Below are 15,295 nucleotides of genomic sequence, written 5' to 3' on the forward strand. Positions count from 1 at the left end.
TCCCTCAGAGGAACTCGATCTTCGTCACCAGATAATATTTGTCGCCCGCGGGCACGGTGACCTCGATCTCGTCGTCGACCTTGCGCCCGATCAGCGCGCGGCCGAGCGGCGAGTTGTAGCTGATCTTGCCCGCCTTGGCATCGGCTTCGGCCTGTCCGACGATCTGATATTTGACCGGCTTGTCGTCCTCGTCGGCGAGCGTCACGGTCGCACCGAACACGATGCGGTCGCCCGACAGCGTCGAGGGGTCGATGATCTGCGCGCGCGACAGCTTGTCCTCGAGGTCGCCGATCGAGGCTTCGACCTGGCCCTGACGCTCTTTCGCGGCGTGATATTCGGCATTTTCGCTAAGGTCGCCGTGCGCGCGGGCTTCCTCGATCGCATCGACGATCTGCGGTCGCTCGGCCTTGAGAGCGGCGAGCTGCGCGCTCAGCTTCTCATAGCCTTCTGCCAGCATCGGCACCTTTTCAACGCTTGCCATTATCCTGTTGTCCTTCGTCAATAATCCAGCACCAGCGAAGCTTCGCCGGGCGGCCAGGCCGCTGTTTCCGTCAATGTCGGGGAGTGGAGCGGTGCCTCAATAATAGTCCTGAAGCGGCTTCACTTCAAGGGACCGTGCGCGCAGCGCCCCGATCGCCTCGGCCGCCGCCTCGCTCGCTGCGGCGGTCGTATAATAGGCGATGTCGGCGGCGAGCGCCGAAGCGCGGATCGACTGCGAATCCTGCAAGCTCTGCCATCCCTCGGTGGTGTTGAAGATCAGCTGGACGTCGCCGTCCTTGATCCGGTCGACGATGTGCGGGCGCCCTTCGGCGACCTTGTTCACGCGCTCGACCGCGATTCCCTGCCCGGCCAGATAGTCGGCGGTGCCGCCGGTTGCGATCACCTGCCAACCCCGGTCGGCGAGCTTCCTCACTGCGGGCACGATGCGCGGCTTGTCGCTGTCCTTGACCGACACGAACAGCCGCCCGTCGGTCGGCAGGCGGTCGCCCGCGCCGAGCTGCGCCTTCGCAAAGGCGAGGTTGAAATCGCTGTCGATTCCCATGACTTCGCCGGTGGACTTCATCTCGGGGCTCAGCACCGGGTCGGTGCCGGGAAAGCGCGCGAAGGGAAAGACCGCCTCTTTCACCGCAACATGCTTGATGTCGCGGTTGATCTTCGGCAGGTCGGCGAGCTTCTCGCCCGCCATCACCCGCGCCGCGATCTTGGCGATCGGCGATCCGACCGCCTTGGCGACGAAGGGCACCGTGCGGCTCGCGCGCGGGTTGACCTCGATCAGATAGACTTCGCCGTCCTTCACCGCATATTGCACATTCATCAGCCCGCGCACGCCAAGCGCGCGCGCGAGCGCGTCGGTCTGGCGCTCGATCTCGGCGATGATGCCGGCGGGCAGGCTGTAGGGCGGGATCGAGCAGGCGCTGTCGCCCGAATGGACGCCGGCCTCCTCGATATGCTGGAGCACGCCCGCAACGACGACATCGGTTCCGTCGCACAGCGCATCGACGTCGACCTCGATCGCGTCGCGCAGATAGCGGTCGATCAGCACCGGCGAATCCCCCGACACCTGCACCGCGGTCTCGATGTAGTTTTCGAGCTGCGCCTGGTCGTCGACAATCTCCATGGCGCGGCCGCCAAGGACATAGGAGGGCCGCGTGAGCACCGGATAGCCGATGCGCGACGCGACCGCGATCGCTTCCTCGCGGCTGCGCGCGATGCCGTTCTCGGGCTGCTTCAGGCCCAGCCTGTTGACGAGCGCCGCAAAGCGTTCGCGGTCTTCGGCGAGGTCGATCGCGTCGGGCGAGGTGCCGAGGATCGGGATACCCGCTTCCTCGAGCGCGCCCGCGAGCTTGAGCGGCGTCTGGCCGCCGAACTGGACGATCACCCCGGCGAGCGTGCCCTTCGACATTTCGACGTGCAATATTTCGAGCACATCCTCGACGGTCAGCGGCTCGAAATAGAGGCGGTCCGACGTGTCATAATCGGTCGACACCGTTTCGGGGTTGCAGTTGACCATGATCGTTTCATAGCCGACCTCGTCGAGCGCGAAGCAGGCGTGGCAGCAGCAATAGTCGAACTCGATCCCCTGCCCGATCCGGTTCGGCCCGCCGCCCAGGATCACGACCTTTTTGCGGTCGGACGGATTGGCTTCATTCTCGGGCTCGCCAAAGCTCGGCGCTTCATAGGTCGAATAGAGATAGGGGGTCTGCGCACGAAATTCGGCGGCGCAGGTGTCGATCGTCTTGTAGACGGGGCGCACGCCGAGTTTATGACGTAGCGCGCGCACCTCTGCCTCGGTGACACCGCCGGTCATCGCCTTGACCGTTTCGTGGATCAGCCCGGTGCCGTGCGCGACGCCGCGCCCGCCGTTCCGAAGATGCGCCGACTGGAGCGCCAGATAAGCGAGCCGCTTGTCCGAAAAGCCCATGGCCTTGAGCTTGCGCAAGCCTTCGGCGTCGCGCGGCAAGCCATCCTTCATCACCGCATTTTCGGCGGCGACGATTTCGGCGATGCGTTCGAGGAACCACATGTCATAGCCCGCGATGCGGTTGATCTCCTCGAGCGCCAGCCCTTCGCGGATCGCCTGCGCCGTATTGAGCAGCCGGTCGGGAGTGCGCCGCGCGAGTTCGCTCTTCAATTGCTCGTAGCTCGCGCCGGCGAGCCGGTCGACGAAGTTGAAGCCCGAGAGGCCCGTCTCCAGCCCGCGCAGCGCCTTTTGCAGCGATTCGTGAATCGTGCGGCCGATCGCCATCACCTCGCCCACCGACTTCATCGCGGTCGAGAGCAGGGGTTCGGACCCCTTGAATTTTTCGAAGGCGAAGCGCGGGATCTTGGTGACGACATAGTCGATCGTCGGCTCGAACGACGCCGGGGTCACGCCGGTGATGTCGTTCATAATCTCGTCGAGCGTGTAGCCGACCGCGAGCTTCGCCGCGACCTTGGCGATCGGGAAACCCGTCGCCTTCGACGCCAGCGCCGACGAGCGCGACACGCGCGGGTTCATCTCGATCACGATCAGGCGGCCGTCCTTGGGATTGACCGCGAACTGGACGTTCGACCCGCCCGTCTCGACCCCGATCTCGCGCAGCACCGCGATGCTCGCGCTCCGCATGATCTGATATTCCTTGTCGGTCAGCGTCAGCGCAGGGGCGACGGTGATGCTGTCGCCCGTGTGGACGCCCATCGGATCGACATTCTCGATCGAACAGATGATGATGCAATTGTCGTTGCGGTCGCGCACCACCTCCATCTCATATTCTTTCCAGCCGAGGAGCGATTCCTCGATCAGGACTTCGGTGGTCGGCGAGGCGATCAGGCCGCCGCGGACGATATGCTCGAATTCCTCGCGGTTATACGCGATGCCGCCGCCGGTGCCGCCCAAGGTGAAGGACGGACGGATGATCGCGGGAAGCCCGGTGCGTTCGAGCACCGCGAAGGCTTCGTCGAGCGTGTGCGCGACGCCCGAGCGCGCGCTTTCCAGCCCGATCTTGTCCATCGCGTCGCGGAACTTCTGCCGGTCCTCGGCCTTGTCGATCGCCTCGGCATCGGCGCCGATCATCTCGACGCCATATTTGGTCAAGGTGCCGTCGTTGAACAGCGCGAGCGCGGTGTTGAGCGCGGTTTGCCCGCCCATCGTCGGCAGCACCGCCCAACCACCCGGAAACGCGGTGGTCTCCTTTTCGATGATCTTCGCGACGATCTCGGGCGTGATCGGCTCGACATAGGTGGCGTCGGCGAGGTCGGGATCGGTCATGATCGTCGCCGGGTTGGAGTTGACGAGGACGATGCGATAGCCCTCCTCCTTCAGCGCCTTGATCGCCTGCGTCCCCGAATAGTCGAACTCGCACGCTTGACCGATAACGATCGGGCCGGCGCCGATGACGAGGATGGATTGGATGTCGGTTCTTTTGGGCATTATTCTTTTTCCGTCTGGGCCACGCAGCCCCAACCGTCGCACTCGACGCCGAAACTGTCCTCGATTTGCAAATAAGTCATCGTCAGGTCGCGAATTGCTTCATTGTCCGTCGTTTGCGTTCGGACCAAAAACAACCAAGGCTCGCCCTCCTCGTCGGCCTCGATGAACTCCTGCACGGTAAAGCCGAAATTCTCACACGCCGCTTGGAGCCGCCGGAGCGCGTCCATCGGACCGCGAAAGGAAACGTCAATCTCGCGCGGGACGTCCGGTAAATCGCCATTCTCGCGCAAATTTTGCAGGACATCGAGATCCGCCGCCCAGACCTCATCCCACTTCTCGGGAAGACCCATCTCAGAGTTCACTTCAGCCCGCCCACGAACTTCTCGAACAGATAGAAACTATCCTGTGGCCCGGGGCTCGCCTCAGGGTGATATTGGACGCTGAACGCCTGCTTCCCCGTGATCGCGATGCCGCAGTTCGATCCGTCGAACAGGCTCTTGTGCGTCTCGACCACGCCCGCGGGCAGCGTCGCGGCGTCGACCGCGAAGCCGTGGTTCATGCTGGTGATCTCGACCACGCCGTCGGCGAAATCGCCGCCGACGCGCTGTACCGGGTGGTTCGCGCCGCGGTGGCCCTGGTGCATCTTCACCGTTTTTGCCCCCGCCGCGATCGCGAGCATCTGGTGGCCGAGGCAGATGCCGAAGATCGGAATGTCGCGCTCCAGCAGCCCCCGGATCACCGGCACCGCATAGGTGCCTGTCGCCGCGGGGTCGCCGGGGCCGTTCGAGAGGAACACGCCCGCGGGCTCCAGCGCCAGCACCTCGTCGAGGCTCGCGGTCGCGGGCACCACGGTGACGCGCGCGCCGGCCTTTACCAGGTTGCGGAAGATATTGTCCTTCGCGCCATAGTCGATCGCGACGACATGGGGGCGATCATCTCCCCTCCCGCTTGCGGGAGGGGGTGGGGGAGGACCTGTTTCGGTGGAGGCGGAGGTCGACATGCCCTCCCCCGCCCCCTCCCGCAAGCGGGAGGGGGACTGGTAGCCCTTGCCCAATTCCCATGTCCCAGCATCCCACTCGCCCGTATCTCCTCGGCTGACCTCCTTCGCCAGATCCATCCCCTCGAGCCCCGGCCAGCCGCGCGCCATGGCGAGCAGCTCGTCGATATCGAACTTGCCGTCGGGGCTGTGCGCGATCACCCCGTTCGGCGCCCCCGCATCGCGGATGCGCCGCGTGAGCGCGCGCGTGTCGATGCCGGCGAGGCCGATCAGCCCTTGCGATTCCATCCATTCGGGCAGCGGCATATGGCTGCGGAAATTGCTGGGCGCGGTCGGCAGCTCGCGCGTGATCGCACCGATCGCCGCACGCCGGTCGCGCTCGACATCCTCCGGGTTCGCGCCGACATTGCCGATATGCGGAAAGGTGAAGGTGACGATCTGCCCCGCATAGCTCGGATCGGTCAGTATCTCCTGATAGCCGGTCATCGAAGTGTTGAAGCAGATTTCGCCGACCCCGGCGCCGGTCGCGCCATAGCCCTGCCCCCAGACGATCGTGCCGTCGGCAAGGACAAGGACGCCCGTGGCGCCGGCGGGCTGGGTTTCGGGCGTGGCTTTGGGCGTGGCGGGGGCCATTTCTCGTGCTCCGGTCGGAAGGCTAAACGGCCGACCAACTAGTAGGCAAAAAAGTGATTCACAAGCTATCGGATTATGAATCTTGTCGCTAAAGAGACTTCTTTCCGAAATGGCAGCGCATGGGGACACGCATGATTCGCGATGACATCAAGGCTGCGCAGGTCGCCGCGATGAAGGCCGGCGACAAGGCGCGGCTGGGCACGATCCGGCTGATGCTGGCGAAGATCAAGGACCGCGACATCGAACTCAGGACCGGCACCGCGCCCGCCGACGACGATGTGCTGGTCACCGATGTCCTGCAAAAGATGGTCAAGCAGCGCCGCGAATCGATCGCGATGTACGAACAGGGCGGCCGCCAGGAACTCGCCGACGCCGAAGCCGCCGAGGTCGCGGTGATCGAGGATTTCCTGCCCGCGCAGATGGGCGAGGACGAAGCCAAGGCCGCGATCGCGGCGATCGTCGCCGAACTCGGCGCAACGAGCGTCAAGGACATGGGCCGCGTGATGGCGGCGGTGAAGGAACGCCACGGCAGCCAGCTCGACATGAGCAAGGCGAGCGCGTGGGTGAAGGGGGCTTTGGGCTGAGCTTCCGGCAAGCGCTGTCCTCCCTTGGCCCTGCTCGCAAGCGGGAAGGGAGCAACGGCAGCGATCTTACTTCTCCCCTCCCGCTTGCGGGAGGGGTCGGGGGTGGGCATACGCCCTAGGATGGACGGACAGTTTCAGCCCCGCGACACGCCGCGCGCCAGGGAGTTGCGCAACGCCGCCACGCCAGCCGAGCGAACGCTGTGGCGCTGCCTATCGCGACGAAAAGTCGCTGGTTGGAAATTCAGCCGCCAAATGCCCGTCGGCCCCTATTTTGCCGATTTCCTTTGCCGCGAAGCCCATTTGGTCATCGAACTGGACGGACATTCGCACGACATGCGCCAAACCCATGACGTACATCGCGACAATTGGCTGACGGAAAGCGGCTACCGAGTCCTTCGCTTTACGAACAGCGATGTGATGGGAAATATAGACGGCGTGGTGCGCGAGATCGAGCGGCAGCTTGCCCATCTGCCCACCCCTAACCCCTCCCGCAAGCGGGAGGGGGACATATGACCGCGAACGTGACTCTTCTCCCCTCCCGCTTGCGGGAGGGGTTGGGGGTGGGCATGCCACGCTGATGACCCTCACCCCCCAATGGCTCGACGAACTGCGTTCGCGCATCACCCTGTCGACCCTCATCGGTCGCACGGTGAAGATCACCCGCGCGGGCCGCGAGTATAAGGCGTGCTGCCCCTTCCATAACGAAAAGACGCCCAGCTTCACGATCAACGACGAGAAGGGCTTCTATCACTGCTTCGGCTGCGGCGCGCATGGCGATGCGATCCGCTGGATGACCGACCAGCGCGGGCTGTCGTTCATGGATGCGGTGAAGGAACTCGCCGGCGAGGCGGGGATGGAGGTTCCCGCGCCCGACCCGCGCGCGGCGAAAAAGGCCGAGGCGCAGGCGAGCCTGCGCGACGTGACGCAGGCGGCGGCGGAATGGTTCGTGCAGCAGCTGGATAGCGCGAACGGCGCGCCCGCGCGCGACTATTTGGCGAAGCGCGGCATTTCGGAGGCGACGCGGCGCGCCTTCGGCTTCGGCCTTGCGCCAGGCAGCCGCACCGCGCTCAAAGAGGCGCTCAAGAAATTCCCGACCGCGATGCTCGTCGAATCGGGCATGCTGATTTCGGTCGACGACAAGGAGCCCTATGACCGCTTTCGCGGGCGCCTGATGATCCCGATCCGCGACGCGCGCGGCCGGGTGATCGCCTTTGGCGGGCGCATTCTCGGCGATGGCGAGCCTAAATATCTGAACTCGCCCGACACCCCGCTGTTCGACAAGGGACGCACCCTCTTCAATCTCGACAAGGCCAGCCCCGCGTCGCGGCAGACCGACCGCGTGATCGTCGTCGAAGGCTATATGGACGTGATCGCGCTCGCCGAGGCGGGGATCGCCGACGCGGTCGCGCCGCTCGGCACCGCGCTTACCGAGAACCAGCTAGGAATGCTCTGGCGGATGGTGCCCGTCCCGCTCCTTTGCTTCGACGGCGACGCCGCGGGGCAAAAGGCGGCGATGCGCGCCGCGATGCGCGCGCTCCCCCTCCTCCGCCCCGGCTTCAGCCTTGCCTTCGCGACGCTGCCGGCGGGGCAGGACCCCGACGACCTCGTCCGCGCGAAGGGTGCCGAGGGCTTTGCCGCGATCCTCGAGGAGGCGCAGCCGCTCGTCGAGCGCCTGTGGGCGCACGAGGTCGCGGCGGCGCCGCTGACGACGCCCGAGGAACGCGCGGCGCTCAAGACGCGGCTGCTCGCCCACGCCGATGCGATTCAGGACCCCGACGTGCGGCACCATTATCGCGAGGCGTTTCGCGAACGGCTCGATGCGCTGTTCGCGCGCGCCCGGCCCGAGCGCGGCCCGCGCGTGCCGTGGGCGCCTTCGGGACACCAGCGCGGCGGCGGACGGCGCTTCCTTCCCGACCCGCGATTGCAACCTCCGGGGGCAGAAACGCGTTCGATCGGCGAAGCCGGCATCGCCGCGCCTTATATCGCGGCGCTGATCGGCGGATTGCTGCGCTATCCCGAAGCGCTGGCGCGGCACGAGGAGGACTTGTCGCGGCTGACGATCGGCAATCCGGCCGACGCCGAACTGCTCGCGGCGATGCTTGACAACGCAATCGCTCAGGAAGGGCTTGATTGCGAGGGGTTGCTTGCCATATTGGAGCCGATGAAAGTGTATAATAGGGCGACGACGCTGCTCAGAGCCGATGGAATGCACTTCTCGTTCACTCGACGGCTGGAAGACGGCGAAGGGGCCGATGCGGCGCGGGAAACCGCGCTTCGCGACCTCGACGAATATATCGGCGTGCTGGTGACCCAGCCGGAAATCCGTGCGCGGCTCGCAGAAGCAACCGCGGATTATATGCGCACGATGGACGACGAAGGCCATGCGCGACAGCAGAAACTGCGCGCGATGGACGAGGATTTGACCCGCCGGCTGGCTGCGCTGACCGAAAACAGCCAGCGCTGATATTTGAGTTTATGCCCTTTAGGCAGGAAGAATAGATGGCCACCAAGACCAACGCCGAAACCGATGCTCCGCTGATCGACCTCAACGAAGCCGACGTCAAGAAGCTGATCGCGCGCGGCAAGAAGCGCGGCTACCTCACCTATGACGAATTGAACGAGGCGCTGCCGCAGGACCAGATGTCGTCCGAGCAGATCGAGGACATCATGTCGGCGATCTCCGACATGGGCGTGAACATCGTCGAAAGCGACGAGGACGTCCAGGAAGAGGCCGAGCAGGAAACCGACGACGAGGTCGACGTTTCCGCCGGCACAGGGTCGGTGTCGAACCCCGCGGTCGAGAAGAAGAAGGAAACGGTCGACCGCACCGACGACCCGGTGCGCATGTATCTGCGCGAGATGGGCGCGGTCGAACTGCTCAGCCGCGAAGGCGAAATCGCGATCGCAAAGCGCATCGAGGCGGGCCGCGACACGATGATCCTCGGCCTGTGCGAAAGCCCGCTGACCTTCAACGCGATCATCGAATGGTCGAACGCGCTCAACAATGGCGACATGCAGCTGCGCGAAATCGTCGATTTGGAAGCGATGCTGACCAAGGATCCGGCGCCCGAAAACCTCGACGAAGAGGAAGAGGACGACGGCGAAATCAGCGAAAAGAACGCCGGCGTCTCGTTCAAGGACGACGACGAGGTCGAGGACGAGCCCGAAGCCGATGGCGACGACGAGGATGGCGAAGGGTCGGCCAAGAAGCGCGAAGGCTTCGACGACGACGATGAGGACAATACGCTGAGCCTCGCCGCGATGGAGGAATTGCTCAAGCCCGACGCGCTCGAGAAATTCGCGGCGATCACCAAGAGCTTCAAGGCGTTCCAGAAGCTGCAGGACGCGCGGCTCGAGGCGCTGTCGGCGGGCGAGGAATTTCCCGCGGCGTCGGAAAAGAAATATCACAAGCTGCGCGAAGAACTGACCGCGCAGGTCGAAAGCGTGCAGTTCCACGGCACCAAGATCGAATATCTGGTCGACCAGCTCTACAGCTACAACCGCCGTCTGACCGCGCTCGGCGGCCAGATGCTGCGCCTCGCCGAGCGCCACAAGGTGCCGCGCAAGTCGTTCCTCGACCATTATATCGGCCGCGAACTCGAAGAGAATTGGCTCGACGAAGTCGGCGGGATCGACAAGAAATGGGCCGCCTTCGCCGAAAATGAGGCCGCCGCGGTCGACCGCATCCGCACCGAGATCAGCGAGATCGCGCAGGCCGCGGGCATGAGCCTGGCCGAATTCCGCCGCGTCGTGAACATGGTCCAGAAGGGCGAGCGCGAGGCGCGCATCGCCAAGAAGGAAATGGTCGAGGCGAATCTGCGCCTCGTCATCTCGATCGCCAAGAAATATACCAACCGCGGGCTGCAGTTCCTCGACCTGATCCAGGAAGGCAATATCGGCCTGATGAAGGCGGTCGACAAGTTCGAATATCGCCGCGGCTACAAGTTCAGCACTTATGCGACCTGGTGGATTCGTCAGGCGATCACCCGCTCGATCGCCGACCAGGCGCGCACGATCCGCATCCCGGTGCATATGATCGAGACGATCAACAAGCTGGTGCGGTGCAGCCGCCAGTTCCTCCACGAAAGCGGCCGCGAGCCGACGCCGGAGGAAATGGCCGAGCGCCTGTCGATGCCGCTCGAAAAGGTGCGCAAGGTGATGAAGATCGCCAAGGAGCCGATCAGCCTCGAAACGCCGATCGGCGACGAGGAAGACAGCCACCTCGGCGATTTCATCGAGGACAAGAATGCGATCATCCCGGTCGACGCCGCGGTGCAGTCGAACCTCAAGGAAACGGTGACGCGCGTTCTGGCTTCGCTCACCCCGCGCGAGGAGCGCGTGCTGCGCATGCGCTTCGGCATCGGCATGAACACCGACCATACGCTCGAAGAGGTCGGGCAGCAGTTCAGCGTGACGCGCGAGCGCATCCGCCAGATCGAGGCGAAGGCGCTGCGCAAGCTGAAGCACCCGTCGCGGTCGCGCAAGATGCGCAGCTTCCTCGACCAGTAGGGGCGCGCGGGCGCAGCGTCGCCCTGCCGCCCTTCGCCCATTCATCGAAAATCAAGGGTGGCCGGTCTAATCGGCTGCCCGCATCGCCATGCGGCCTTGTAGGGACGGCACGCGCGTTCCCTAAGGGGCCGCGTTGCACTCTCCCGCCTTTCGGCGCCTCATGATGAAGACAGGATTCGATGGTGTCATTTCCCGAATGATGGGGAAAATTCCCGCCCCGCCCGCGTGCCAAAAACCGGACGCAGGCCTAAAATCATCGGAAAATCGGGCATCTTAGAATTTGGCACATCCCTTGCGGAGAAGGGGACATGAGCGCGGGAAGGCCCGCCGCCAAGACGAAAGACGAAACCATGGACAACGAAACCACCAATCTCTTCCGCCGCCGCGACACCTTCTTCGGGATCTGCGAGGCCGTGGGCCAGGACTTCGGCTTCAACCCGCTGTGGCTCCGCCTCGCGTTCATCGCGCCGCTCTTCTTCTTCCCCGTGCAGACCTTCATGGCCTATTTCCTGCTCGGCGGCGTCGTGCTCGCCGCGCGCCTGCTCTTTCCGGCGCGCAAGGCCGAAGCCGCGCCCTCGGCGATGACCGCGATCGAAGGCGACGCACCCGCCGAAAAGCGCGACGAAATGGCGCTCGCCGCCTGACATTATTGCCGGATTGCCGGGGCCGGCGGGCATCCCTCTCCCCGCTACGCCGCCCCGGCCTTTTTGCGGCCTTCCATCCGCGGGCCGCATCGAAAGGACCGGCTGGCCAGACAAGGCCCGCCGGTCCTTTGTCGCATTTTTCCCCCGGCCCGTCCCCGACTGGCACAGCGACGACGCAATTCCGTCCGGCGCATAAACGCGACGTTTACGACGTTGGCCTAAAGCCATCCCTTGCCATTATCGCGCGCGGTCCGACCATGCTGCGACCAGTGAGGAAGAAGCGTTGAGCCAACCGATCCCGCTCCAGACCCCGACGCGCGGCGTCGCCGACCTGCTCGATGCACTCGTCGCCAGCGAGGGCACCGGTGCGCATCCGCACGTCAAGTCGGGCGCGCTGTCGAGCGGCGCCGACGCGATGCGGAATCTGGCGGACGCCGTTCACTTTATCTGCCTGCTCCACGGCCGGTACCCAGGCGTGATCGACGGCGCCGCGCGCAAGGCGGTCGACAGCCCGGCGCGCCGCTGGCTCGACGAGGCCGCGCAGGCCTTTGCGCAGGAACGCGCCTTCCTGTCGAAGATCGCCGCGGCGGTCGGCCCCGTCCCGAGCACGCCCGGGCAGGACCAGTGCGAAGCCGCGGTCGCCGCCCAGTGCAAGGCGCTCGACATGCTCGCCGAATCCGATCGCCACGGCTGCGCGATCGGCGCCGCGATCGCCCTGACGCTCGACTGGCGCACGATCCGCGTGCTGCTCGACATCAGCGCCCAGCGGCTCGACCTGTCGCCGCAGCGCTGCGCCCTTCCCGACCTGCGCGACACCGCGCGCCTCGCCGCCGCCGTCGCCGACGGCCCCGCGACCGAGCGCGCGATGAGCTTCGGCGCGCAGCAGCTGATCGCGCAGCACAGCGGCCTGTGGGACCTCCTCGCCGCACGCGCCGCCGCGCGGGCGCATAGCTGACAAGATTTCCCCTCCCGCTTGCGGGAGGGGTAGAGAGGCTTGCGAGCTTGCTCGCTAGCCGCAGCGGGGTGGGCCAGCCACACCGCGATCATGCCCACCCCGCTGCGGCTAGGTCCGGCTCCGCCGAACCAAGTCTCGCTGCCCCTCCCGCTTGCGGGAGGGGTGCCAGCCCATGCTTGCGCCCTCCCCCTCCCGCCGCTATGCCGATCCCGAGTTGACGTTCACGTTAAGGGAAAGGTTCTCCGCCCATGCGCTTCGAAGGCACCAGCGCCTATATCGCAACCGAGGATCTGAAGGTCGCGGTCAACGCCGCGACGATGCTGCGCCGCCCGCTGCTGGTGAAGGGCGAACCCGGCACCGGCAAGACCGTGCTCGCCGAAGAGGTCGCGAAGGCGTTCGACGCGCCGCTGATCAGCTGGAACATCAAATCGACGACCAAGGCCCAGCAGGGCCTTTATGAATATGACGCGGTCGCGCGGCTGCGCGACGGCCAGCTCGGCGAAGAGCGCGTCCACGACATCCGCAACTATATCAAGAAGGGCAAGCTGTGGGAGGCTTTCACCTCGCCGCAGCTCCCGGTGCTGCTGATCGACGAGATCGACAAGGCCGACATCGAATTTCCGAACGACCTGCTTCAGGAACTCGATCGCATGGCGTTCCATGTGTACGAGACCGACGAGACGATCACCGCGAAGGAGCGCCCGATCGTCGTCATCACCTCGAACAATGAAAAGGAACTGCCCGACGCTTTCCTGCGCCGCTGCTTTTTCCATTACATCAAATTCCCCGACCGCGACACGATGGCTGAGATCGTCGAAGTCCATTTCCCGGGCATCCAGAAGACGCTGGTGAGCCGCGCGATGGATATTTTCTACGACGTGCGCGACGTCCCGGGGCTCAAGAAAAAGCCCTCGACGAGCGAGCTGATCGACTGGCTCAAGCTGCTGCTCGCCGAGGACATGCCGCTCGAAGTGCTCCAGAACCGCGATGTCGGCAAGGCGATCCCGCCGCTCCACGGCGCGCTGCTCAAGAATGAGCAGGATGTGATGCTGTTCGAAAAGCTCGCCTTCATGGCGCGGCGTCAGGGGAGCTAGGGATGGCCTATACGGGAAGCTGCGCGTGCGGCGCGGTGCGCGTTGAAATCGCCAGCCCCGCACTTGCGGCACGCCAGTGCTGGTGCAGTCATTGCCAGAAACTCGCCGGTGGCGGCCCGATGCACAACGCCTTCTTTCGCACCGATGACATCATTCTCACCGGCGAGCTGGCGTCGAACAGCTACATCGCCGATAGCGGGACCGAGATACGGTGGTATTTCTGCCCGGCCTGCGCGACGCATGTGTTCGCGGGCGCCGATATCCGTCCGCATATGCGCGCCGTGCGCATCGGGATATTCGACCGTCCGCACGACCTGAAGCCAGAGATGGCAATCTGGACGCAGGAAGCGCCGGCTTGGGCTGCGATCGACCCCGCTCTGGAACGATATCCAGCAGCGCCCCTTCCGCCGCCGGCTTTGCCTCAGAGCTGATAGGCGACCTCGACATCGCCCCAACGGCGTCCGCCAATGACCGCGGGCATATAGACGTTGCGCACCGTGATATAGTTGATACCGTCGCCCTCCTGCCGATAGACGGTCATGAAGAAGGGCGCAGTGCTACGCTTCGCCGCAGCGTCGGTCTCGTCGAACAGGATGCGGCCGTTGCGGCAATGCGCGGTGTCATGCTCGATCTCGCCGGTCGGCGTGCGCGAGCAGTCGGTGATATGCGTCGGCAGAAAGCCGTTCATGTCGCCCGCCGACGACATCTTGATTTCAGGATGGTTGGCAACGACGCGGTCGAACAGTGGTCGCCAGTTGGCGTCGGCCCAGTCGCAAAGCGTCGTACGGAAGCGCTCGGGGTTCGAGTTCGGAACGCGCACATAATTGGTGTCGAAGAGCTGCTCCATCGTCAGCTCCCCCTTGGCGAGTGCGGCTTCGGCTAGGGCGACGAACTCGTCGCGAACTGTCGAAGCAAGGTCAACGATCGCCGAATCGCGCGGACTGACCCCTGCGGAGATCACCGCGTTGAACATGCGGTTCGACACATGCTCCATCGACAGGATCGAATCGCGCGTGGCGTTGAGGGTCGCGCCATTTTCGCGCACCGACGTCACGACGCGGTCCATCGCCTCGCGCACCTTCGCGCCATTGGCATGGACCATCGCGCTCGATTGCGCGATGCGGTCGCTCTGATCGTCGAGCAGCGCGACGAGGTGCGTCGCGTCGTGCAAGGCATCAGTGATCGTTTCGAACTGCGCCTCGGCGCGGCTCGATTGCTCGACCCCCGACTGGATCTCGGTGACGAGCCCGCTCGCTTCGGTCGCGAGACTGCCGATCGAGCGGCGAATTTCGTCGGTCGCGCCGCGCGTATTCTGCGCGAGCTTCTTCACCTCGGCGGCGACGACCGCGAAGGTGCGCCCGGCGTCGCCCGCGCGCTCGGCCTCGATCGCGGCGTTGAGCGCGAGCATGTTGGTGGTCTTCGCAATCTGCTCGATCGACTGGCTGACCTGCTGCACCTGCTCCATGACCGCGGCGAAGTTGGTGACATGGGTGCCGAGCCGTGCGACGAGGTCGATAACCGAACGGAATTCGGTGACCGCAGCGTTGACGCGTTCGGCCCCCGCGTCGAGCTGTTCGCACGCCCGCGCCGAAAGCAGCTTCGCCTCGTCGGTCGAATCGGCGATCTGGCGCTGGTCGGCCTCCAGGCTGACGACATAATCCTCGAGCCGTCCGAGTTCGGAAATCTGGCGGTCCATCTGGTCGGTCGCGCGCTTGATCCGGCCCGCGGCTTCGCTGCAGCCAACGGCGAGCTCGCCGCAGTCGCTCGCGACCGACTGGTCGAGCACTGGCTGCGCCGGATTGATCGGATCATGTTTCATTGCGCCACCCACGTGATTTGATCGCGATGCTATGCCCGACATTGGTTAACCGGGCGTCAATGGACCGGCCTGCCGCGCGTCGTCCGCCCGGCCAAAGCGCTTGCACTCGTCCGGCGAATCGGCCACAACTTTACGTGAACGTAAAGGTAA

Annotated in this window: 13 protein-coding genes; 8 read left to right on the forward strand and 5 right to left on the reverse strand. The window is 64.9% G+C overall.

Annotated features, from left to right (window positions below):
* Positions 1-4: 4 nt before the first annotated feature.
* The 4 genes from greA to carA all read right to left on the reverse strand — a co-directional run bounded on the left by greA (position 5) and on the right by carA (position 5,540).
* Complete coding sequence (greA, locus tag KNJ79_RS14370) at positions 5-481, reverse strand: transcription elongation factor GreA (protein WP_089214949.1); 477 nt, start codon at positions 479-481, stop codon at positions 5-7.
* Positions 482-577: 96 nt separating this feature from the next.
* A complete protein-coding gene (gene carB, locus KNJ79_RS14375; protein WP_317151598.1) occupies positions 578-3,910 on the reverse strand; it encodes a carbamoyl-phosphate synthase large subunit in 3,333 nt (1,110 codons plus the stop codon).
* Positions 3,910-4,260: a ribonuclease E inhibitor RraB gene (locus KNJ79_RS14380; RefSeq protein ID WP_317151599.1), complete on the reverse strand. Its 351-nt coding sequence runs from the start codon at positions 4,258-4,260 to the stop codon at positions 3,910-3,912. Before KNJ79_RS14380 ends, carB begins: the two co-directional genes overlap by 1 nt.
* A gap of 8 nt (positions 4,261-4,268) precedes the next feature.
* Positions 4,269-5,540, reverse strand: a complete 1,272-nt coding sequence (gene carA, locus KNJ79_RS14385) for a glutamine-hydrolyzing carbamoyl-phosphate synthase small subunit (protein ID WP_317151600.1) — start codon at positions 5,538-5,540, stop codon at positions 4,269-4,271.
* A 131-nt stretch (positions 5,541-5,671) separates the two neighbouring features.
* On the opposite strand from carA, the gene KNJ79_RS14390 reads away from it, so the two are divergent.
* The 8 genes from KNJ79_RS14390 to KNJ79_RS14425 all read left to right on the forward strand — a co-directional run bounded on the left by KNJ79_RS14390 (position 5,672) and on the right by KNJ79_RS14425 (position 13,757).
* Positions 5,672-6,124 (forward strand): GatB/YqeY domain-containing protein, encoded by a 453-nt coding sequence (locus KNJ79_RS14390; protein WP_317151601.1) that lies wholly within the window; start codon positions 5,672-5,674, stop codon positions 6,122-6,124.
* 120 nt (positions 6,125-6,244) lie between these two features.
* Entirely contained in the window at positions 6,245-6,637 is a 393-nt protein-coding gene (locus KNJ79_RS14395; protein ID WP_317151602.1) for an endonuclease domain-containing protein, read from the forward strand.
* Positions 6,638-6,701: 64 nt separating this feature from the next.
* Positions 6,702-8,588 carry a DNA primase gene (gene dnaG, locus KNJ79_RS14400; RefSeq protein ID WP_317151603.1) on the forward strand — a complete coding sequence of 629 codons (1,887 nt, stop codon included), beginning with the start codon at positions 6,702-6,704 and terminating at the stop codon, positions 8,586-8,588.
* A gap of 35 nt (positions 8,589-8,623) precedes the next feature.
* Positions 8,624-10,633: an RNA polymerase sigma factor RpoD gene (rpoD, locus tag KNJ79_RS14405; protein WP_317151604.1), complete on the forward strand. Its 2,010-nt coding sequence runs from the start codon at positions 8,624-8,626 to the stop codon at positions 10,631-10,633.
* Positions 10,634-10,941: 308 nt separating this feature from the next.
* Positions 10,942-11,277: a PspC domain-containing protein gene (locus tag KNJ79_RS14410; protein WP_317151605.1), complete on the forward strand. Its 336-nt coding sequence runs from the start codon at positions 10,942-10,944 to the stop codon at positions 11,275-11,277.
* A gap of 283 nt (positions 11,278-11,560) precedes the next feature.
* On the forward strand, positions 11,561-12,232 hold the full coding sequence (locus tag KNJ79_RS14415) for a DUF6975 family protein (protein ID WP_317151606.1): 672 nt from the start codon (positions 11,561-11,563) through the stop codon (positions 12,230-12,232).
* Positions 12,233-12,480: 248 nt separating this feature from the next.
* Entirely contained in the window at positions 12,481-13,326 is an 846-nt protein-coding gene (locus tag KNJ79_RS14420; RefSeq protein WP_089214961.1) for an AAA family ATPase, read from the forward strand.
* 2 nt (positions 13,327-13,328) lie between these two features.
* On the forward strand, positions 13,329-13,757 hold the full coding sequence (locus tag KNJ79_RS14425; RefSeq protein ID WP_317151607.1) for a GFA family protein: 429 nt from the start codon (positions 13,329-13,331) through the stop codon (positions 13,755-13,757).
* Here KNJ79_RS14425 and KNJ79_RS14430 read toward each other — a convergent pair.
* Positions 13,748-15,145, reverse strand: a complete 1,398-nt coding sequence (locus KNJ79_RS14430) for a methyl-accepting chemotaxis protein (protein ID WP_245836548.1) — start codon at positions 15,143-15,145, stop codon at positions 13,748-13,750. The two genes, KNJ79_RS14425 and KNJ79_RS14430, sit on opposite strands and share 10 nt — an antisense overlap.
* Between the last annotated feature and the right edge of the window lie 150 nt (positions 15,146-15,295).

The sequence above is a fragment of the Sphingopyxis indica genome, assembly GCF_032879645.1.
In the GTDB taxonomy this organism is placed as follows: Bacteria; Pseudomonadota; Alphaproteobacteria; order Sphingomonadales; family Sphingomonadaceae; genus Sphingopyxis; species Sphingopyxis indica.